Annotated in this window: 19 protein-coding genes; 9 read left to right on the forward strand and 10 right to left on the reverse strand. The window is 66.7% G+C overall.

Annotation, left to right across the window (positions count from 1 at the left end):
• The first annotated feature begins 3 nt into the window (after nucleotides 1-3).
• The 3 genes from RT614_RS05725 to RT614_RS05735 are packed head-to-tail and all read left to right on the forward strand — an operon-like array spanning nucleotide 4 to nucleotide 2,538.
• Nucleotides 4-1,074 (forward strand): branched-chain amino acid ABC transporter permease, encoded by a 1,071-nt coding sequence (locus RT614_RS05725; protein ID WP_313620899.1) that lies wholly within the window; start codon nucleotides 4-6, stop codon nucleotides 1,072-1,074.
• Complete coding sequence (locus RT614_RS05730) at nucleotides 1,067-1,828, forward strand: ABC transporter ATP-binding protein (RefSeq protein WP_313620900.1); 762 nt, start codon at nucleotides 1,067-1,069, stop codon at nucleotides 1,826-1,828. Before RT614_RS05725 ends, RT614_RS05730 begins: the two co-directional genes overlap by 8 nt.
• The gene (locus RT614_RS05735; RefSeq protein ID WP_313621561.1) at nucleotides 1,828-2,538 is read left to right on the forward strand and encodes an ABC transporter ATP-binding protein; all 711 of its coding nucleotides are present in this window, start codon (nucleotides 1,828-1,830) and stop codon (nucleotides 2,536-2,538) included. Before RT614_RS05730 ends, RT614_RS05735 begins: the two co-directional genes overlap by 1 nt.
• A gap of 32 nt (nucleotides 2,539-2,570) precedes the next feature.
• On the opposite strand, the gene RT614_RS05740 is transcribed toward RT614_RS05735, so the two are convergent.
• Together RT614_RS05740 and RT614_RS05745 are read right to left on the reverse strand one after the other, a co-directional pair.
• Nucleotides 2,571-4,130, reverse strand: coding sequence for an acetolactate synthase large subunit (locus RT614_RS05740; RefSeq protein WP_313620901.1), 1,560 nt, complete (start codon nucleotides 4,128-4,130; stop codon nucleotides 2,571-2,573).
• A 308-nt stretch (nucleotides 4,131-4,438) separates the two neighbouring features.
• The gene (locus tag RT614_RS05745; RefSeq protein ID WP_313620903.1) at nucleotides 4,439-5,461 is read right to left on the reverse strand and encodes an amino acid ABC transporter substrate-binding protein; all 1,023 of its coding nucleotides are present in this window, start codon (nucleotides 5,459-5,461) and stop codon (nucleotides 4,439-4,441) included.
• A gap of 356 nt (nucleotides 5,462-5,817) precedes the next feature.
• On the opposite strand from RT614_RS05745, the gene RT614_RS05750 reads away from it, so the two are divergent.
• The 4 genes from RT614_RS05750 to RT614_RS05765 are packed head-to-tail and all read left to right on the forward strand — an operon-like array spanning nucleotide 5,818 to nucleotide 9,058.
• On the forward strand, nucleotides 5,818-6,837 hold the full coding sequence (locus tag RT614_RS05750; protein ID WP_313620905.1) for a tripartite tricarboxylate transporter substrate binding protein: 1,020 nt from the start codon (nucleotides 5,818-5,820) through the stop codon (nucleotides 6,835-6,837).
• Between the two features lie 45 nt (nucleotides 6,838-6,882).
• On the forward strand, nucleotides 6,883-7,563 hold the full coding sequence (locus tag RT614_RS05755) for a 3-oxoacid CoA-transferase subunit A (protein WP_313620906.1): 681 nt from the start codon (nucleotides 6,883-6,885) through the stop codon (nucleotides 7,561-7,563).
• A 26-nt stretch (nucleotides 7,564-7,589) separates the two neighbouring features.
• Nucleotides 7,590-8,231: a 3-oxoacid CoA-transferase subunit B gene (locus RT614_RS05760; RefSeq protein WP_313620907.1), complete on the forward strand. Its 642-nt coding sequence runs from the start codon at nucleotides 7,590-7,592 to the stop codon at nucleotides 8,229-8,231.
• Nucleotides 8,231-9,058, forward strand: a complete 828-nt coding sequence (locus tag RT614_RS05765; protein ID WP_313620908.1) for an IclR family transcriptional regulator C-terminal domain-containing protein — start codon at nucleotides 8,231-8,233, stop codon at nucleotides 9,056-9,058. Before RT614_RS05760 ends, RT614_RS05765 begins: the two co-directional genes overlap by 1 nt.
• 12 nt (nucleotides 9,059-9,070) lie before the next feature.
• On the opposite strand, the gene RT614_RS05770 is transcribed toward RT614_RS05765, so the two are convergent.
• The 6 genes from RT614_RS05770 to RT614_RS05795 form a co-directional block, all read right to left on the reverse strand.
• Nucleotides 9,071-10,120, reverse strand: a complete 1,050-nt coding sequence (locus RT614_RS05770) for an L-threonylcarbamoyladenylate synthase (protein WP_313620909.1) — start codon at nucleotides 10,118-10,120, stop codon at nucleotides 9,071-9,073.
• Nucleotides 10,121-10,135: 15 nt separating this feature from the next.
• Nucleotides 10,136-11,326, reverse strand: coding sequence for a 5-(carboxyamino)imidazole ribonucleotide synthase (locus RT614_RS05775; RefSeq protein ID WP_313620910.1), 1,191 nt, complete (start codon nucleotides 11,324-11,326; stop codon nucleotides 10,136-10,138).
• A gap of 5 nt (nucleotides 11,327-11,331) precedes the next feature.
• Nucleotides 11,332-11,853, reverse strand: a complete 522-nt coding sequence (purE, locus tag RT614_RS05780) for a 5-(carboxyamino)imidazole ribonucleotide mutase (RefSeq protein WP_313620912.1) — start codon at nucleotides 11,851-11,853, stop codon at nucleotides 11,332-11,334.
• Nucleotides 11,854-11,958: 105 nt separating this feature from the next.
• Nucleotides 11,959-12,531, reverse strand: a complete 573-nt coding sequence (locus RT614_RS05785; RefSeq protein ID WP_313620913.1) for a disulfide bond formation protein B — start codon at nucleotides 12,529-12,531, stop codon at nucleotides 11,959-11,961.
• 10 nt (nucleotides 12,532-12,541) lie between these two features.
• Complete coding sequence (locus RT614_RS05790) at nucleotides 12,542-12,700, reverse strand: DUF5993 family protein (RefSeq protein WP_313620914.1); 159 nt, start codon at nucleotides 12,698-12,700, stop codon at nucleotides 12,542-12,544.
• Between the two features lie 169 nt (nucleotides 12,701-12,869).
• Nucleotides 12,870-13,751, reverse strand: a complete 882-nt coding sequence (locus RT614_RS05795) for a phosphoribosylaminoimidazolesuccinocarboxamide synthase (protein ID WP_008162841.1) — start codon at nucleotides 13,749-13,751, stop codon at nucleotides 12,870-12,872.
• A 245-nt stretch (nucleotides 13,752-13,996) separates the two neighbouring features.
• Between RT614_RS05795 and RT614_RS05800 the strand changes: the two genes are divergently transcribed.
• Nucleotides 13,997-14,449, forward strand: a complete 453-nt coding sequence (locus RT614_RS05800) for a GFA family protein (RefSeq protein WP_313620917.1) — start codon at nucleotides 13,997-13,999, stop codon at nucleotides 14,447-14,449.
• 105 nt (nucleotides 14,450-14,554) lie between these two features.
• On the opposite strand, the gene fba is transcribed toward RT614_RS05800, so the two are convergent.
• Both fba and RT614_RS05810 read right to left on the reverse strand, forming a co-directional pair.
• Complete coding sequence (fba, locus tag RT614_RS05805; RefSeq protein ID WP_313620919.1) at nucleotides 14,555-15,619, reverse strand: class II fructose-bisphosphate aldolase; 1,065 nt, start codon at nucleotides 15,617-15,619, stop codon at nucleotides 14,555-14,557.
• Between the two features lie 215 nt (nucleotides 15,620-15,834).
• The gene (locus RT614_RS05810; protein ID WP_313620920.1) at nucleotides 15,835-16,734 is read right to left on the reverse strand and encodes an SMP-30/gluconolactonase/LRE family protein; all 900 of its coding nucleotides are present in this window, start codon (nucleotides 16,732-16,734) and stop codon (nucleotides 15,835-15,837) included.
• A 355-nt stretch (nucleotides 16,735-17,089) separates the two neighbouring features.
• Here RT614_RS05810 and RT614_RS05815 point away from each other — a divergent pair, with 355 nt between their 5' ends.
• Entirely contained in the window at nucleotides 17,090-18,382 is a 1,293-nt protein-coding gene (locus RT614_RS05815; protein ID WP_313620922.1) for a dicarboxylate/amino acid:cation symporter, read from the forward strand.
• Nucleotides 18,383-18,404 lie beyond the last annotated feature (22 nt).

The following is an 18,404-nucleotide window of genomic DNA, read 5'->3' on the forward strand; positions in this document are numbered from 1 at the left end:
CCCATGTTGAACCGACTCCTGCCCATCGCCGCGCTGGTCGCGCTTGCCGCCTTTTACTGGAGCGGCAGCGACTACTACACCGGCCTGGCCATCAAGATCATGATCTACGCGATCTTCGCGCTCAGCCTGCAACTGCTGGTGGGCGGCGCCGGGCTCGTCAGCCTGGGCCACGCCGCATTCTTCGGCATCGGCGCCTACGTGGCGGCGCTGCTGTCGCCGGAATCGGAAGCGGCCGGCCTGTGGTGGCTGTTGCCGGCCGCGCTGCTGGCCGCCGCCGCGTACGCGCTGCTGACCGGCGCGCTGGCCCTGCGCACGCGGGGCGTGTACTTCATCATGGTCACGCTGGCGTTTTCGCAGATGGCCTACTACGTCTTCCACGACACGAAGATCGGGGGCGGCAGCGACGGCATCTATCTGTATTTCCGGCCGGAACTATCGCTGTGGGGATGGACGCCCTTCGATCTGGGCAACGCCGCCACGTTCTACTTCTTCGTCCTGGTCTGCCTGGCGATCGCCTGGGGCTTCCTGGCGCTGCTGCGGCGCTCGCCGTTCGGCGCGGCGCTGGCCGGCATCCGCATCAATGAACAGCGCATGCGGGCCGCCGGGTATTCGACTTACCCGTACAAGCTGGCCGCCTATGTCGTCGGCGCCACGCTGGCCGGATTGGCGGGTTTTCTGTTTGCCTTGAAGGATGGCTTCGTCACGCCTGAATTGCTGGCGTGGGAGCAATCGGGGCTGGTGCTCCTGATGGTCATCCTGGGCGGCATGGGCAGCCTGGGCGGCGCCGTGCTGGGCACCGTCACGCTGGTGCTGCTGCAGGAGCTGTTCCAGTCCCAGGCGCTGTTTGGCGACTACGCGCGCCACTGGCACCTGCCGCTGGGTCTGGCCATCATCGCCCTGGTGGCCCTGCTACCCAACGGACTGGCCGGATTGCCGGCCCAATGGCGCGAGCGCCGCGAAGCGCGGGCGGCAGGCAGCACCGTAAGAAAGACTGACGCGGCCGCGCCCGCGCGCTCGGACGGTGAAGCCGCCCCCGCGCCGCGCCTGCCCATCCACGGAGAACGCCATGTCTGATGTTTTGCTGGCCGCCACCGCGGTCACCCGCCGCTTTGGCGGCCTCACGGCAGTCAACGGAGTATCGCTCGGACTGCGGCGCGGGCAGGTGCATGCCGTGATCGGCACGAACGGCGCGGGCAAATCCACGCTGATCAACATCCTGTCGGGCGAACTGGACGCCAGCAGCGGCAAGGTCATGCTGGGCGACCGCGACATCACTGCGTGGCGTCAGCCGCAACGCGCCCGCGCCGGACTGGGGCGCAGCTATCAGCGGTCCACGATCTTTCCCGAACTCAGCGTGTTCGAGAATTGCCGGTTGGCCGCGCAAGCCGGCCGGCAGCGCTTCTGGCACTGGTGGCGCAACGCGGCCGATTGCCGGCACAGCGCCGAGCTGGCCGGTTCCGCGCTGGAGCGCACCGGTCTGGCCGGCGACGCCCGGCGGGCCGCCGGCCTGCTGCCGCACGGCCGCAAGCGGCAGCTCGAGATCGCCATGTGCCTGGCGGGCGAGCCGCAGGTGCTGCTGCTGGACGAGCCGCTGGCGGGCATGGGTCCCGAAGAGACCGATCGCATCCTGGACCTGTTGCAGACGCTGAAGGCGGGCCATGCCATCCTGCTGGTCGAACACGACATGGACGCCGTATTCCGCATCGCTGAAACCATCACCGTCATGGTCAACGGCAGCGCGATCGCCAGCGGCGCGCCGGCGGACATTCGCGCCAACCCCGAGGTGCGCACCGCGTACCTGGGCGAAGACGGGCACGGAGCCACATGATGAACGCGCTGATTGAAGCGGGCGGACTGCACGTGTACTACGGCGCCAGCCACGTGCTGCGCGGCATCGACATGCACATCGCGCCGGGCGAATCCGTGGGGCTGGTCGGCCGCAACGGCATGGGCAAGACCACGCTGATCCGCAGCCTGATGGGACACGTCAAAAGCGCGCAGGGCAATGTGCGGGTGCGCGGCAGCGACTGCACGCATGCGCAGCCGCACGCCATCGCGCGCATGGGCGTGGCCTACGTGCCCGAGGGGCGCGGCATTTTTCCCAACCTGAATGTCCGCGAAAACCTGCAGGTCGCGGCGCGGCCGGGCAATCGCGCGGGTCAGGGCTGGACTTATGAGCGGGTGCTGGACACGTTCCCGCGCCTGGGGGAACGACTGGGACACGGCGGCCAGCAGTTGTCGGGCGGCGAGCAGCAGATGCTGGCTATCGGCCGCGCGCTGATGACCAACCCCGACCTGCTGATCCTGGATGAAGCCACCGAGGGCCTGGCCCCGCTGATCGTGGCGGAAATCTGGCGCATCATCCGCGAGATCCGGGCCACCGGCATGTCCACGCTGATCGTGGACCGCAATTACCGCGCCGTACTCGAACACACCGACCGGTGCCTGGTGATGGAAAAAGGATTGATCGTGCAGGATGGCGACAGCGCGTCGCTGGCCCGGCAGCCCGAGCAGTTGACGCGCTATCTGGGGGTATGAAAGCGGCGCGCGGTTTGCGCGCCGCTCGGCGGTCAGATCAGCGCTTCGATCAGGAAGGGACCGCGCCGCTTCAGGCCATCCGCCAATGCGCGCGCGAAGCCTTCGACGGTGTCCACCGTGACAGCCTCCACGCCCATGCCCTTCGCCAGGTGCGTCCAGCCCAGATAGGGCTCTTCCAGGTCCAGCATGCGGCGGGCGTTGCGGCCCGGTTCCACGACGCCCACGTTTTTCATTTCGCCGTGCAGCGTGGCGTAGGAACGGTTCGCCAGGATGATGGTCAGGCAGTCCAGGCTTTCGCGCGCCTGCGTCCACAGGGCTTGCAAGGTGTACATGCCACTGCCGTCGGCCTGCAGCGTCACGACCTTGCGGTCCGGGCACGCCACCGCCGCGCCCGTGGCCATCGGCAGCCCGATGCCGATGGCGCCGCCGGTCAGCATGAGCCAGTCGTGCGGCGCGCTGTTCACGCTGTAGATCGGGAACTCGCGTCCCTGCGTGATGGATTCATCGCAGACGATGGCCTGTTCCGGCAGGTGATGCGCGACCAGGATATTCACGGCGGCGCTGGTGAGCTTGCCGGAGGCAGGCACTTCGTAGCTGGCGGCGGGTGCGGCCAGGCGCGGCGCGTCCGCGGCGATGCCCAGTTCGTCGGCCAGCCATTCCAGCGCATGCGGCAGATCCTGGTCGGCCGTGGCCAGCACGACCTGGTTGCTGTCCTGCGGGGCCAGCAGGCTGGGCTTGCCGGGATAGGCGAAGAAGCCCACCGGCGATTTGGCGCCCGCCAGCACCAGGTGCTTCACGTCTTTCAGCTTGGCTACCGCCAGATCGATCGGGTACGGCAGGCGGTCGACCGGCGTGCGCGAGCCGCCACGTTCAACGCGGCGATTCGAGGTTTCCGACACCAGGCGCACGCCCGTGGCGCGCGCGATGCGGCCCGCGGCGTTCAGGGCGCGCTCGCGCAGTGCGGCGCCGCCCAGCATCAGCACGGTCGCTTCGCCGGAACGAATGGCGGCGGCGGCGGCGCGGACCGCGTCGGCCGTGGTCTGCGCCAGCGCTTCGTCCTTGGCCACGATGGGTGCGGGCGAGTTGTCGGGCAGTTCGGTCCAGGCGGTGTCCGCGGGCAGGATCAGGGTGGCGATGTTGCCGGGCGAGCGCCGCGCCACGGCCACGGCCTCGGCGGCGTCCGCGGACAGGGCCCCAGCCGTCATCGTGCGCTTGACCCAATGCGACATCGGCCGCGCGACGCCTTCCACGTCGCTGGTCAGCGGCGCGTCGTACTGCACGTGGTACGTGGCGTGGTCGCCCACGATGTTGACCATGGGCGTGCGCGCGCGCTTGGCGTTGTGCAGGTTGGCCAGGCCGTTGCCCAGGCCCGGGCCCAGGTGCAGCAGCGTGGCGGCCGGCTTGTCCGCCATGCGCGCATAGCCGTCGGCGGCGCCCGTCACCACGCCTTCGAACAGGCCCAGGACACAACGCATCTTCGGCTTGCGATCCAGGGCCGCGACGAAGTGCATTTCCGATGTGCCCGGATTGGCGAAGCAAACGTCCACATCGTTGGCAAGCAAGGTATCGCAGAGGCTGTCAGCGCCGTTCATCGTCATTTCCCTGGTAGTTATCAATGGCAGTGGGGGACGCATCCGCGCCCGCCTGACGGACATGATAGGCAGCCCGGCGCCAACCCGATAGAGCCATTTCAGCGTGTGCGGATGGAACCATTCCGTAAAGGTTTCGCCAGCCGGAACAAGCATGGTGGGCGCAAATAATTGAAGTAGTTGGTGTTGCGCGTCGACGGGGACCAATTGCACGAACCTCGCATCCGGAAACAGCCAGAAACGACAAAGCCTCCCGAAGGAGGCCTTGCGGTGGCGGCCGGACTTGTTATCTGTCCGCTACCAAAGACGCATCAACGGATCGGCCACGGATACATCGCGCCGCCCTGGTTCCACAGCGCGTTCGTGCCGCGCTGCAGGCCCAGCTTGCTGTCCTTGCCGACGTTGCGCTCGAACACTTCGCTGTAGTTGCCCACCGCCTTGATGGCGTTGTAGGCCCACTTTTCGTCCACCCCCATGTTCTTGCCGGCGCCCGGCGTCACGCCCAGGATGCGCAGCACGTTGGGATTCTTGCTCTTGAGCATTTCATCCACGTTCTTCTGCGTGATGCCGTATTCCTCGGCTTCCAGCAGCGCGAACAGGGTCCAGCGGACGATGCCCAGCCAGTTCTCGTCGCCCTGGCGCACCATGGGGCCCAGCGGCTCCTTCGAGAAGCGTTCCGGCAGGATCTCGTAGTCGTTGGGGTTGGCGACCTGCGTCGCGCGCACCGCGGCCAGTTGCGAGGCGTCGTCGGTGAAGGCGTCGCAGCGCCCGGATTCGAAGGCGCGCACGACTTCGGTGACCTTGTCGATCACGACGGGCTTGAATTCAATGTTGTTGGAGCGGAACCAGTCGGCCAGGTTCAGTTCGGTGGTGGTGCCGGGCTGCACGCAGACCGTGGCGCCATTGAGTTCCTTGGCGCTCTTGACGCCCAGTTTCTTGCTGACCAGGATGCCCTGGCCGTCGTAGAAACTGGCCGCGACCGCCGACAGGCCCAGCGACGTATCGCGCGTCTGCGTCAGCGTCACGGTGCGCAGCAGCACGTCGACCTCGCCCGATTGCAGGGCGGTGAAGCGTTGCTGGGTGGACAGCGCGGTGCCCTTGAATTTGGTGGCATCGCCGAACACGGCCGCGGCAACCGCGCGACAGATGTCCACGTCCATGCCTTCCCATTCGCCCTTGCTGTTCGTCGCGGAAAAACCGGACACGCCGTCCGTCAGGCCGCACTGCACGAATCCCTTCTTCTTCACTGCATCCAGGGTGGGACCAGCCACCGCCGCCTGGGACGCGCATGCCAGGGCCAGCGCGCCGGCCGCAACCATCAAAGTCCGCTTCATTTTTGCTTCTCCTGAGGTAGGTGTCCGCCGTCGGCTCGTAGCCGGCGGCAGCTAAAGCCAGGCCCTGCCTTACTGGGCCGGCCGCCAGATTAAGGCATGTCCACACCGTGAACAACGCGCGATTCGCTAGTGAAAACCCGTACGCCGCCGATCCGTCCGCGGAAATGCCTGGCGTCCGGTGATCGAACTTTATCGGCGGCGCGGCGGGCGATCGCGCCCGATGCCCCGTGCCATACTTTTTTTGCGACTTTGTCCGATAGGCAGCAAAGCCGCAGCCCCTTAAAAAAGCCGATCGCGCCACATAAAAACCTCGGGCGCGCATCGATACTCGGCCGATTCATGGAGGAGACAAGTCCATGGCAATAGCACGCAAGTCGCAGCCCCATCGCCCCGCGGCAGCAGACCGCCGCCGCTCGCTCAGGACGCTGCTGTTCGCCGCACTGGCGGCAGCAGGACTGGCCGCGACGCCCGCCCACGCGGCGGACGACTGGCCCAGCAAGCCCATCAAGATCATCGTGCCGTACACGCCCGGCGGCTCTACCGACATCGTGACCCGCATCGTGATGGAAAAGCTCGGGCCCCGCCTGAACCAGACCATCGTCGTCGAGAACCGGCCGGGCGCCAACAGCAGCCTGGGCTCCGCCATCGCCGCCAAGGCCGAGCCCGACGGCTACACCTTCCTGTCCATGCTGCCGGCCTACATCATCAACTTCCATCTCTACAAGCTGGGCTACACGCCGGCCGACTTGACGCCGGTGGTGCAGATGGCGGACCTGCCGCTCTTTCTGTTCGTCTCGCAGGAAGTGCCCGTCAAGACCGTGGCCGAGCTGGTCGCCTATGCCCGCAAGAATCCCGACAAGCTCACCTACGCGTCCAGCGGCAATGGGTCCAGCGCACACCTGACCGGCGCCGACTTCGCGCTGCAAAGCAAGATCACGATGACGCACGTGGCCTACAAGGGCAGCGCCCCCATCCTGACGGACCTGCTGGGCAACCGCGTGTCCATGGTGTTCGACCCCATCCTTGTGCCGATGCAGTACGTCAAGCAGAACCGATTGAAGGCGCTGGCGTTCACGGGCAAGGAACGCTGGCCGACGGAACCGGACATCCCCACCATGGAAGAAGCCGGCTTGCCGGGCTTCGTCACCGGTTCATGGGCCGGCCTGATGGCGCCGGCCAACACGCCGCGGCCGATCATCGAACGCATGTCGCGCGAGATTAGCGAAATCGTCAAGGAGCCGGACGTCAGGCAGAAGTTCGTGGACGCGGGTTTCCTGCCGGTGGGTGGCACGCCCGCGCAGTTCGCGGAACTGATGAAGAAGGATTCGGCCCGTTACGCCGAAATCATCAAGCAGGCGAACATCACCGTGAACTGAGCGCCGCCGGGCGCCTTAGCGCGCCCGGCTTCGACGGAGCCCCTCATGATCGACAAGTTCATCGACACCCCGGAAGCCGCCGTGTCGGACATCCACGACGGCGCCACCGTCCTGATCAGCGGATTCGGCGGCGCCGGCATGCCCACTGAACTGATCCACGCGCTGATCGACCAGGGCGCGCGCGAACTCACCGTGGTCAGCAACAACGCCGGCAACCGCGAAACCGGCCTGGCCGCGCTGGTCAAGGCCGGACGCGTGCGCAAGGTCATCTGCTCGTTTCCCAAGGCGTCGCATTCGTGGGTCTTCGACGAGCTCTACCGCCAGGGCCGCATCGAGCTGGAATGCGTGCCGCAGGGCACCATTGCCGAGCGCCTGCGCGCGGCGGGCGCGGGACTGGGCGGCTTCTTCACGCCCACCGCCTATGGCACCGAGCTTGCCCGTGGCAAGGAAACCCGCATGATCAACGGACGCGGCCACGTGTTCGAGGAGCCGCTGCATGGCGACTTTGCGCTGGTCAAGGCAGACCGCGGCGACCGCTGGGGCAACCTGACCTACAACATGAGCGCGCGCAACTTCGGCCCCATCATGTGCATGGCGGCCAGGACGACCATCGTGCAGGTGCGCGCCAAGGCCGCGCTGGGCGAATTGCCGCCCGAAGCGGTGGTCACACCCGGCATCTTCGTCCAGCGCGTCACGGAAGTCGCCAACGCGGCATTTTCCAGCTAGGCCCCAAGCATCCAAAAGGAGCCCGCATGTTCAGTCCCCTGACCCGAGAGGCCATGGCGCGCCGCCTGGCCCTGGACATCCCCGACGGCAGCTACGTGAACCTGGGCATCGGCATGCCGGTGCTGGTGGGCGCGCATCTGCCGCCCGGCCGCGAGATCGTGCTGCACAGCGAAAACGGCATCCTGGGCATGGGCCCGCCGCCCGCCGAAGCCGACATCAACCTGGACCTCATCAACGCCGGCAAGCAGCCCGTCACGCTGCTTGCCGGCGGCTCGTACTTTCACCACGCCGACTCGTTCGCGATGATGCGCGGCGGCCATCTGGACATCTGCGTCATGGGCGGCATGCAGGTCGCCGCCAACGGCGACCTGGCGAACTGGTCGCTCAACAAGCCCGGCGAAGCGCCGGCCGTGGGCGGCGCGATGGACCTGGCCGTGGGCGCGCGCAGCGTCTACATCATGATGGAACACAACAGCAAGAACGGCGATCCCAAGATCGTCGAACGCTGCACGTACCCGCTCACGGGCGCGGGCGTGGTCGACCGGATCTACACGGACCTGGCGGTCATCGACGTCACGCCGGACGGCCTGGTCGTCCGCGATATGATCGACGGCATGACGCTGACTGATCTGCAGGCCCGCACCGGAGCGCCGCTGCGCGCGGGCTGATGCTGCCGAACATTCCTCCTCCCGGCTACGCCGCGCCGCCCGCGGCCGAAGACCATCCCGACCAGTTGCGCGGCGATCCGGACTACATGCTGACGCTGGCGCGCGGCCTGCACGTGATCCGCGCCTTCGGCACGCGTCGTCATCCGCAGACCGCCGCCGAACTGAGCCGGCGCGCCGGCCTGCCCCGCGCGGTCGTGCAGCGTTGCCTGCATACCCTGATCCTCTTGGGAATGGCGGAACAGCACGGCCGGCTCTATGTGCTGACGCCGCGCATCCTGGGCCTGGGCTATGCGTACTTCTCGTCCACGCCGTTCGTGTCCCTGGCGCAGCCCGTGCTGGAGGAACTGAGCGCGACCGTGAACGAGACCTGCGCCCTGGCCATCATGGAAGGCCATGAAATGCTGTATCTGGCGCGGTCCGAGGTGAATCGCCTGCTGGCCACGTCAATGGGACTGGGCAGCAGGCTGCCGGCGTACTGCACGTCCATCGGACGGGTGCTGCTGGCGCAATTGCCCGAACCCGCGCTGGCACGGTATTTCGCCGCAACCGACCTTCAGCCCTATACGGAATACACGCTGACCACCGAGGCGAAGCTGCGCGCCGAGCTCTCCCGCATCCGTGAGCAGGATTACGCGGTGGTGGACCAGGAACTGGAACTGAACGTGCGCGCCATCTCGGTGGCGGTGCGTTCGGCCAGCGGCAAGGCCTGCGGCGCGGTGAACGTCAGCGTCAAGGCGGCGCGCGTGCCGCTCAGCCGATTGAAGGACGAGTTCCTGCCGCCTTTGAGGCAGGCCGTGGAAAGAATCGGGGAATTCCTGGCCGCCTGAGCGGCGGCCAGGCTACAGACCGGTGGTGTCCAGCGTGAACGCTGCGGCCGCCCGGCCGATGCGGTCGTTGACCGCGTGCCAATCGTCGGTAGCGGGCGGCGCCTGCACGATGATGCGGGCGTAGCCCTGCCCGTCCAGGTCGCGCAGCAACCCGTACAGCGCTTGCGCGTAGCGGGCGGGGTCCTGCGGCACCGGCTGCCATTGCACTCGCGCGTGCGCCGTTGCGGGCTGGGCGGAATACGCCACCAGCACGACCCGGCCTTCGGGCAGATTGCGCCCCGCCAGCACGTCGCGCATGCGCTCGTCGCTGGCCAGTTCCAAGGGCGTGCGCGGCGCGTAATGCGCCTTCAGCGTGCCGGAGGCCCGCGGCGCCGCGGCGTCGGGCGCGAACACCTGCACACCCAGCACGGCTTCGATCTGTGCGGCGCTGATGTGCCCGGGACGCAGCAGCACCGGGCCGGCGCCGCGGTCCAGGCGCGACAGGTCGAGAATGGTGGATTCGATGCCGACTTCCGAAGCGCCGCCTTCCAGCACCGGCATGCCGGCCGCGACTTCCTCGGGGAATTCGCTGCGCACGTGCTCGGCGCGCGTGGGCGACACCTGGCCAAACTTGTTGGCCGACGGCGCGGCCACGCCGCCCTGTCCGTTGGGCTTGCCCGCCGCGAACGCCGCCAGCAGCGCCTGCGCCACCGGATGGGACGGGCAGCGGATGCCGATGCTGTCCTGGCCGCCGCTGACCGTGTCGACGATGTGCGGCGCGCGCTTCAGAATCAACGTCAGCGGGCCCGGCCAGAAGGCGTCGATCAAAAGACGCGCTTCGGGCGGCACTTCCGCCGCCCAGTACGACACGTCGCCTTGCGGCGCGATGTGCACGATGACGGGGTGATTCGACGGCCGGCCCTTGGCCGCATAGATCCGGGCGACGGCCTGCGGGTTTTCGGCATCCGCACCCAGGCCATAGACGGTCTCGGTCGGAAAGGCGGCCAGCTCGCCGTCCAGCAGGCGCTGGGCGGCGAGGGCGATTTCCGCGGCGCTGGCGGAATCAGGCGTGGACAAGGACATCGGATCGTCGGCGCTTTATTCAGGCGCCTGCATGCCCAGCGCCGCCGCCACGCGGGCGGCGTCCTCGCGCGCCTGCTGCAGGGTCGGCGCCACGATGGTGACGTGGCCCATCTTGCGGCCACGGCGCGCTTCGTGCTTGCCGTACAGGTGCAGCTTGGCGGACGGCACCGCCAGCGCGGCCGCCCAGTCGGGCTCGCGCTGCGTGGTGTCGGCGTCGGACGCATACCAGATGTCGCCCAGGATGTTCAGCATGACGGCGGGCGCCAGCAAGTCCGTGCCGCCCAGCGGCAGGCCGGCCATGGCGCGCGCCTGCTGCTCGAACTGGCTCGTGACGCAGGCGTCGATCGTGTAGTGGCCGCTATTGTGCGGACGCGGCGCGATCTCGTTGACGATCAGGCTGCCGTCCTTCAGCACGAAGAATTCCACGCACAGCACGCCGTGGTAGCCCAGGCCCTGCGCGATGGCTTGCGCCGCCTCGGTGGCGCGCGCCTGGCGTTCGGCATGCGCCGCGTCCTGCTGCACGGGTGCGGCGGTGGACACCGCCAGGATGCCGTCGCGATGCACGTTGCGCGCAACCGGAAACACCACGCTGGCGCCGTCGAATCCGCGCGCCAGCACCACCGAGATCTCGTAGTCCAGCGGCATCAGCGCTTCCAGCACGCAGGCCACGCCGCCGAATTCCGCGAACGCGGCCAGCGCTTCTTCGCGCGTGTCGATGCGCGCCTGGCCCTTGCCGTCATAGCCCAGGCGGGCGACCTTCAGGATGCCGGGAAACAGCGCGTCGGAAGCGGCGCGCAGGTCGGCTTCGCTGCGGATGGCGGCGTGCGGCGCGACGGGGATGCCTTGCGAGGCGATGAACGTCTTTTCCGCAATGCGGTCCTGCACGATGGCGACGGCGTCGCCCGCGGGGCTGACACGGCAACGCGTCGCCAGGGCGCGAAGGCTGTCGGCAGGCACGTTCTCGAATTCGGTGGTGACGGCCTGACAGGTCTGGGCCAGCCGCGCAAGACCGTCCTCGTCGTCGTAGGCGCCGCGGATGTGCAGGTCGGCGACCATGCCCGCCGGACACTCCTCGGCCGGATCCAGCACCGCGACCTTGTAGCCCAGGCTTTGCGCCGCGTGGCAGAACATGCGGCCGAGTTGTCCGCCGCCCAGCATGCCGAGCCAGCCGCCGGGAGCAATCATGAAAGCAGTCGATTGAGTCATTCGTATCAAGCCTCGGGCGGAACCTTCATGTCGCGCGCGGCCTGCGTCTGGCGGGCGCGGAAGGCCACCAGCTTTTCGTGCAGGGCGGCGTCGGTGCCTGCCAGCGTGGCGATCACGTGCAAGGCCGCGTTGGCCGCGCCCGCCTCGCCGATGGCGAAGGTGGCAACCGGCACGCCCTTGGGCATCTGCACGATGGAAAGCAGCGAGTCTTCGCCACGCAGGTACTTGGACGGGACCGGCACGCCAAACACTGGCACTTCGGTCAGGGCGGCCATCATGCCGGGCAGGTGCGCCGCGCCGCCGGCGCCGGCGATGATGCCGCGCAGGCCGCGGGCGTGGGCCGCCGCGCCGTATTCAGCCATGTCCTGCGGCATGCGGTGCGCGGAGATCACGCGCGCCTCGTAGGCCACGCCGAAATCCTCGAGCATGGTCACCGCGTGTTTCATGACCTCCCAATCACTGGAAGATCCCATAATCACGCCCACCACGGGGGTGGCCTCTGCCGCTGCGGAAGTCTTGGCTGTCATAACCGGTGTGTAAAAGTTGAGACCGCGGCGCAGGGGCCGCGAAATGTCGGAGGACCGCGGAACCAGCCCGCGAAACCCGTTATTTTACCCGGCGTGGGCGAACCGCTACGGCGCGGTCGCGCTTTCCAGCCAAAGATAGCTGACGGGGTCGTCCGGACAAGGGCCGAAGCCGCACTGCAACGTGGTGCTGCCCGCGTTGGCCAGCACCACGACGAAAAACAGGGTCATGACCAACACGCCCAGCGCGGACACCGGCTTTTTCAGCATGCTGTCGCCCCATTTGCGGTCGACGCACAGCATCACCACGCAGAACACGATGATGGCCGAGAAGGCGATGAACGCCCAGGTATAGAAATGCAGGCCCAGGAACGGCGTGCCGTAGCCGGGATCGCCCGGCGCGATGTGCAGCAAGACCTGCCGGCCCGAGGCCAGCATGCCGCCCAGCGCCGCCGCGATGCTCATCGCGTAGTGCATCGGCGACGGGCCCAGCCGCATGTTCAGCAGGAAACCCACGCCGGCAAGCATCAGCGCGACGCGCTGCAACAGGCATAGCGGGCACGGCAGCTCGCCGTAGGCGAACTGCCAGGCAAAGGCCATGTAGAGAATGGCGCTGACGCCCAGGAGGGCCAGGCCGTTGAGGATGCGCGAGCCGCGCGCGGGATTCCGGGAGAAGATCATCGCCCGCGAATCACAGAGACAATGCCAGCGGACTGGTCATGTGATAGTTGCACCAGGCCGCAAATATCGCCAGGGTCAGCAGCCAGAACGTGACACAGGGACGGCGCCTTCCCAGCATTCCGAACCAGACCGCGAGCATCCCGGTCAGAAAGGGCAACATCATCACCATGCAGCGCTCCTCCATTCGGGCATCTCAAGCCCGGCAGCGGACGAGTATAACGTAACAATCCGAAATAATTGCTATCCAAATCTTCGGGTTTCCCCTTGGCATGTCATCCGTCCGGATACAAAAAAACCCGCTCGGCATTGAGCGGGTTTTTCGGGCGGAGCCTTGCCGATCAGGCGATCAGGCGATCCAGTGCTTCGCGGTACTTGGCGGCCGTCTTTTCCAGCACGTCCTGCGGCAGGCGCGGGGCGGGCGGCGTCTTGTCCCAGGTTTGCGTTTCGAGCCAGTCGCGCACAAATTGCTTGTCGAACGACGGGGGGCTGATGCCGACGCGGTAGCCGTCGGCGGGCCAGAAGCGCGACGAATCCGGCGTCAGCACTTCGTCCATCAAGTGCAAGGTGCCGTTGTCGTCCAGGCCGAATTCGAACTTGGTGTCGGCGATGATGATGCCCTTGGTGGCCGCGAAGCTGGCGGCCTCGGCGTAGAGCTTGAGCGTGACGTCGCGGATGCGCTCGGCCATTTCCTGGCCGACTTCCTTGACCACGTGCGCGAAGTCCACGTTTTCGTCGTGCATGCCGAATTCGGCCTTGGCGGCGGGCGTGAAGATGGGCTCGGGCAGCTTGCTGGCCTGTTGCAGGCCGGCCGGCAGCTTGATGCCGCAGACGGCGCCGGTGGCCTGATAGTCCTTCCAGCCGGATCCGATCAGGTAGCCGCGGGCAACCGCTTCCACCAGGATCGGCTTCAGGCGCTTCACCACCACGGCGCGGCCGCGCACCTGATCCACCTCGTCCGGCGCGACCACGTCCTCGGGCTTCACGCCGGTGGAGTGATTCGGCAGGATGTGGGCCAGCTTCTGCAACCAGAATTCGGTCAGCTCGGTCAGCACCTGTCCCTTGCCGGGAATGGGGTCGTCAAGGATCACGTCGAAGGCGGAGATGCGGTCCGAGGCGACGATCAGCAGCTTGTCGTCGCCGACGGCGTACATATCGCGCACCTTACCGCGGCCCAGCAGCGGCAAGGACTTGATGCTGGATTCATGCAAAGCAGAAGTCACGGGAATGGCCTATGGCAAAAATGAACATTCCCGCCGCGGGCGGGCGCCAGGGCGGGAAGTGGAACGAAATCGGATACTGGGCGGGAACAGCGCCGGATGGCGGCCCCTGCAAAGCGCATAGATTACTGCAAATAAGTTCACCTTGCCGCACGCCGGGGGCCGGGTTAGGCTTTCTTTCCCAACCATGATTCGCGCCGGCCGCCCCGAGCGTCACGGCGCAACCCACCGCCCGGAGACAGAGTCGTATGCAGGATGCTTCCCCCAAACGCATGCCCCACGCCGACGCGCAGGTGCACATGACAGGCGGCTGCCAGTGCGGCGCGGTCCGTTATGCGCTGACGGACGAACCCATCACGGCGGCCACCTGCCATTGCCGGGACTGCCAGTACTCCAGCGGCGGCGCCCCGGCCCATGCGCTGATCTTTCCGTCAGGCGCCGTGACGCTGCTGCGCGGCCAGCCGAAAGAGCACCGCTACCAGGGAGATTCCGGCCACACGGTCATGCGCAGTTTCTGCGCTTCCTGTGGCACGCCGCTATTCGGCGGTTCGGAAGGCATGGGCTACGAAGTGGTGCGCGCGGGATCCCTGGACGACCCCGAGGCGTTTCATGCCAAGGTCAGTCTTTGGACGGAGTCCGCGCCGTCGTGGCACCACGTGGATCGCACCGTGCCGCATTTTCCAAGGAATTCGCCGGCGTAACGGCGGTCGCCGAGGCCGTTGCGCCGCGCAAACAAAAAAAGGCTGGCCCGCGAGGGCCAGCCTTTTTCACCTTTGCCGCCCTGGAGGGCGGCATCGGCCTGAACCTTATTGCACAACCTGGGCCAGCTTGCCCGACGCGTATTGCGCGGCGATGTCGGTCAGGGGCAGCGCCTTGATCTTGCTGGCGTTGCCGGCGGTGCCGAACTCGTTGTAGCGAGCGACACAGATGGCCTTGGCGGCGGCGCGGGCCGGCTTGAGGTATTCGCGCGGGTCGAACTTTTCGGGGTTCTCGGCGAAGAAGCGGCGGATCGCGCCGGTCATGGCCAGACGGATATCGGTGTCGATATTGATCTTGCGCACGCCGTACTTGATGGCTTCCTGGATTTCCTCGACGGGCACGCCGTAGGTTTCCTTCATGTTGCCGCCGAATTCACGGATTTCGGCCAGCAGTTCCTGCGGCACGCTGGAGCTGCCGTGCATCACCAGGTGGGTGTTGGGCAGGCGGGCGTGAATTTCCTTGATGCGGGAGATCGACAGGATGTCGCCGGTGGGCTTGCGCGTGAACTTGTAGGCGCCGTGGCTGGTGCCGATGGCGATGGCCAGGGCGTCGAGCTGGGTGCGGCGCACGAAGTCGGCGGCCTGTTCCGGGTCGGTCAGGAGCTGGTCCATGGTCAGCTTGCCGTCGGCGCCGTGGCCGTCTTCCTTGTCGCCTTCCATGGTTTCCAGGGAACCCAGGCAGCCGAGTTCGCCTTCGACGGTGACGCCCAGCTTGTGCGCGATGTCGACGACCTTCTTGGTGACTTCGACGTTGTAGTCGTAGTCGGCGATGGTCTTGCCGTCTTCCTTAAGCGAGCCGTCCATCATGACGCTGGAGAAGCCCAGGTCGATGGCGCCTTGGCAGATCTTGGGCGACTGGCCGTGGTCTTGGTGCATGACCACGGGGATGTGGGGATAGGACTCAACGGCGGCCTGGATCAGGTACTTCAGGAAGCCTTCGCCCGCGTATTTGCGCGCGCCGGCCGAGGCCTGCATGATCACCGGGCTGTCGGTCTCCGCCGCGGCTTCCATGATGGCCTGGACCTGTTCCAGGTTGTTGACGTTGAAAGCCGGAATGCCGTAGCCGTGCTCGGCGGCGTGGTCGAGCAACTGGCGCATGGAGACTAGGGCCATGAGTGGTCCTCCTTAGGTACTGTCTATTGAAAGATGGTTGAAGTCCTGCTGAATGGGGTGATTTTACGGGGGAATCGAAGAAAGGTCTTGCAACGGCCGGTATCCTATCCATTCAGACGAAACCGCATGGTTGAGTGCGATCGATATCCAGCCTTGCGGCCCAGACCGCAAGGCGCAGCGCCGCGCGGGCGGGCCCTGGCTTTCCCCCTTCGGGCCTACGGCCGGCCGGCGTGGGGCACGTCCACTCGGGCAGTCAGGATCCGCGCCTGCGGCTTGGCCCGGCGATTGGCCTCGACGAAGTCCGGCGCCGCCGCCATGAACAGCGTTCGGCCATCGGGGCCGCCCAGCGCGGCGGCGAAAATGCCGAATTCGCCGGTATCGATCTGCTCCAGGATCCTGCCGCCGCGTTCCACGCGCACGATGCGCTTGCCGATGGCGTCGCCCACCCAGAGCGCGCCTTCTTCGTCCAGCGCGCCGCCGTCCGGCGCGATCGCCGATGCGGTGATCAGCGTGGACAGGTCGTCGCTGTCCGGCAGGTCGCCGAAGTTGGCCCAATCCCGACGGGGTCCAAGCACGCCGTTGGCCTGGATGTCGAATTCCGAGATGCGATTGGCGAAGGTCTCGTTGACGATCAGGGTCTTGCCGTCAGGCGTGATGAACGAGCCGTTGGGAAAGCACAGCCCATCCGCCACCACCTGCGCCACGCCGTCCGGGTCGACGCGCACCAGGGTCGTCGTGCGGACCGGTTCGCCCGCCATGATGTCGAAACCGAAATTGCCGACGTAGGCCCTGCCCTGCGCGTCCACCACCATGTCGTTGACGAGGCCGCCCGTCAGTGCGGACAGGTCCGCGTGAACCGACAAGGTGCCGTCGGTCTCCCGGCGCAGCAGCTTGCGGTCTTTCATGGAGGAGATCAGCAGGCGGCCGTCGGGCAGCCAGCCCAGGCCGGAGGGCTGCTGCGGCACTAGACAGACGCGGTCCACGGCGCCCTGCAGCGTCACGGTGATGACCTGCCCGGTGTAGAAGTCCGACGCCCACAGGCGGCCCTCGTGCCAGCGCAGCCCTTCCAGATAGGTGTATCCAGAAGCCAGCACGGACAATTCGCGATTCGGCATTGCTATGTCTCCTATGTCGCCCCGCTTGGGGCCGGTTCCCAGAGTGGCGCGCGGCCTTCGCCTTCAAGGCCGGCGAAGCCATTCTGGCATGCCGGCGGTGTGTTTGGGCCGTATGGCGAGCCGCGTTGTCACCGTAGGCCTGCGCGCCACGGGCGGCCTCGTCACCGCAAGCGAACCGCCCCCAAACTGACAACTGGCTGTCAGGTTGACGGCGTTAACATCGCGCCCCAAGGGTTAACCCGAGCATCATCCCCGGGCCCTGGCATGTCCCTCACCGGACCGTCCTGCCCCGCCCCATGCCGGCGGGCCTGGCCCCTTGGGTCCGGCGGCGGCTCCCCGTTATCCCGTTTTGAACATGAACACTAAGAAGCTGACGCGTTATATCGGCATCGCCATGGTGCTGGGCATCGTGGTGGGCTACTTCTGCAACAAGTTCGCGCAGAACCAGCAGGAGGCGACGCAGATCGCCTCGTACTTCAGCCTTATCACCGACATCTTCCTGCGCATGATCAAGATGATCATCGCGCCGCTCGTGTTCGCAACGCTGGTGACCGGCCTGGCCAGCATGAGCGACGCCAGCGCCGTGGGCCGCATCGGCATGCGCGCCATGATCTGGTTCATCGCCGCATCCGCGATCTCCCTGCTGCTGGGCCTGGCCCTGGTCAACATCTTCCAGCCCGGCGCCCACATGAACCTGGCGATACCGGACACGGGCGTGACCTCGGGCCTGAAGACGGGAGACTTCACGCTCAAGGCCTTTATCGCGCACGTGTTTCCCAAGAGCATCGCCGAAGCCATGGCGAACAACGAGATCCTGCAGATCCTGGTGTTCTCGCTGTTCTTCGGCGCGGCGCTGTCGTTCATCCGAGGCAAGGGCCACAACACCATCTACAACATGATCGACGAGCTGGCCAAGATCATGTTCCGCGTGACCGACTACGTGATGCGCTTTGCGCCGCTGGGCGTGTTCGCCGCCATGGCCGCCGCCATCACCACCGAAGGCCTGGGCGTGCTGGTCAGCTACGGCAAGCTGATCGGCGAGTTCTACCTGGGCCTGGCGCTGCTGTGGGCCATCCTGTTCGGCGTCGGCTACCTGTTCCTGGGCAAGTCCACGTTCCGCCTGGGCGGTCTGATCAAGGAACCCACCCTGCTGGCGTTCTCTACCGCCAGCAGCGAGTCCGCCTATCCCAAGACGATCGAGGCCCTGGAGCGGTTTGGGGTGTCCAAGCGGATTTCGGGCTTCGTGCTGCCGCTGGGCTATTCGTTCAACCTGGACGGTTCGATGATGTACCAGTCCTTTGCGGTGCTGTTCATCGCGCAGGCCTACAACATCGAAATGAGCTTCGCGCAGCAGCTCACCCTGTTGCTGGTGCTGATGGTGACCAGCAAGGGCATGGCCGGCGTCGCGCGCGCGTCGCTGGTCGTGGTGGCTGCGACGCTGCCGATGTTCCACCTGCCGGAAGCCGGCCTGCTGCTGATCATGGGCATCGACCAGTTCTTCGACATGGGGCGCACCGCCACCAACGTGGTCGGCAACAGCCTGGCCACCGCCGTGATCGCAAAGCTGGAAGGCAAAGAGGAAGACCTGCCGGCGCAGCCGCCCGCCGATGGTGTGCAGGCCCCGTCGGCCGCTACCCAGGACGCATGAAAAAACGGGCCGCAAGGCCCGT

The organism is Achromobacter sp., assembly GCF_032102605.1.
In the GTDB taxonomy this organism is placed as follows: Bacteria; Pseudomonadota; Gammaproteobacteria; order Burkholderiales; family Burkholderiaceae_B; genus Achromobacter.

Excerpts from the sequence above, each read along its gene's own strand:
- RT614_RS05725 (WP_313620899.1), top strand. The coding sequence starts at position 4 with ATGTTGAACCGACTCCTGCCCATCGCCGCGCTGGTCGCGCTTGCCGCC.
- RT614_RS05730 (WP_313620900.1), top strand. The coding sequence starts at position 1,067 with ATGTCTGATGTTTTGCTGGCCGCCACCGCGGTCACCCGCCGCTTTGGC.
- RT614_RS05735 (WP_313621561.1), top strand. The coding sequence starts at position 1,828 with ATGAACGCGCTGATTGAAGCGGGCGGACTGCACGTGTACTACGGCGCC.
- RT614_RS05740 (WP_313620901.1), bottom strand. The coding sequence starts at position 4,130 with ATGAACGGCGCTGACAGCCTCTGCGATACCTTGCTTGCCAACGATGTG.
- RT614_RS05745 (WP_313620903.1), bottom strand. The coding sequence starts at position 5,461 with ATGAAGCGGACTTTGATGGTTGCGGCCGGCGCGCTGGCCCTGGCATGC.
- RT614_RS05750 (WP_313620905.1), top strand. The coding sequence starts at position 5,818 with ATGGCAATAGCACGCAAGTCGCAGCCCCATCGCCCCGCGGCAGCAGAC.
- RT614_RS05755 (WP_313620906.1), top strand. The coding sequence starts at position 6,883 with ATGATCGACAAGTTCATCGACACCCCGGAAGCCGCCGTGTCGGACATC.
- RT614_RS05760 (WP_313620907.1), top strand. The coding sequence starts at position 7,590 with ATGTTCAGTCCCCTGACCCGAGAGGCCATGGCGCGCCGCCTGGCCCTG.
- RT614_RS05765 (WP_313620908.1), top strand. The coding sequence starts at position 8,231 with ATGCTGCCGAACATTCCTCCTCCCGGCTACGCCGCGCCGCCCGCGGCC.
- RT614_RS05770 (WP_313620909.1), bottom strand. The coding sequence starts at position 10,120 with ATGTCCTTGTCCACGCCTGATTCCGCCAGCGCCGCGGAAATCGCCCTC.
- RT614_RS05775 (WP_313620910.1), bottom strand. The coding sequence starts at position 11,326 with ATGACTCAATCGACTGCTTTCATGATTGCTCCCGGCGGCTGGCTCGGC.
- purE (WP_313620912.1), bottom strand. The coding sequence starts at position 11,853 with ATGACAGCCAAGACTTCCGCAGCGGCAGAGGCCACCCCCGTGGTGGGC.
- RT614_RS05785 (WP_313620913.1), bottom strand. The coding sequence starts at position 12,531 with ATGATCTTCTCCCGGAATCCCGCGCGCGGCTCGCGCATCCTCAACGGC.
- RT614_RS05790 (WP_313620914.1), bottom strand. The coding sequence starts at position 12,700 with ATGGTGATGATGTTGCCCTTTCTGACCGGGATGCTCGCGGTCTGGTTC.
- RT614_RS05800 (WP_313620917.1), top strand. The coding sequence starts at position 13,997 with ATGCAGGATGCTTCCCCCAAACGCATGCCCCACGCCGACGCGCAGGTG.
- fba (WP_313620919.1), bottom strand. The coding sequence starts at position 15,619 with ATGGCCCTAGTCTCCATGCGCCAGTTGCTCGACCACGCCGCCGAGCAC.
- RT614_RS05810 (WP_313620920.1), bottom strand. The coding sequence starts at position 16,734 with ATGCCGAATCGCGAATTGTCCGTGCTGGCTTCTGGATACACCTATCTG.
- RT614_RS05815 (WP_313620922.1), top strand. The coding sequence starts at position 17,090 with ATGAACACTAAGAAGCTGACGCGTTATATCGGCATCGCCATGGTGCTG.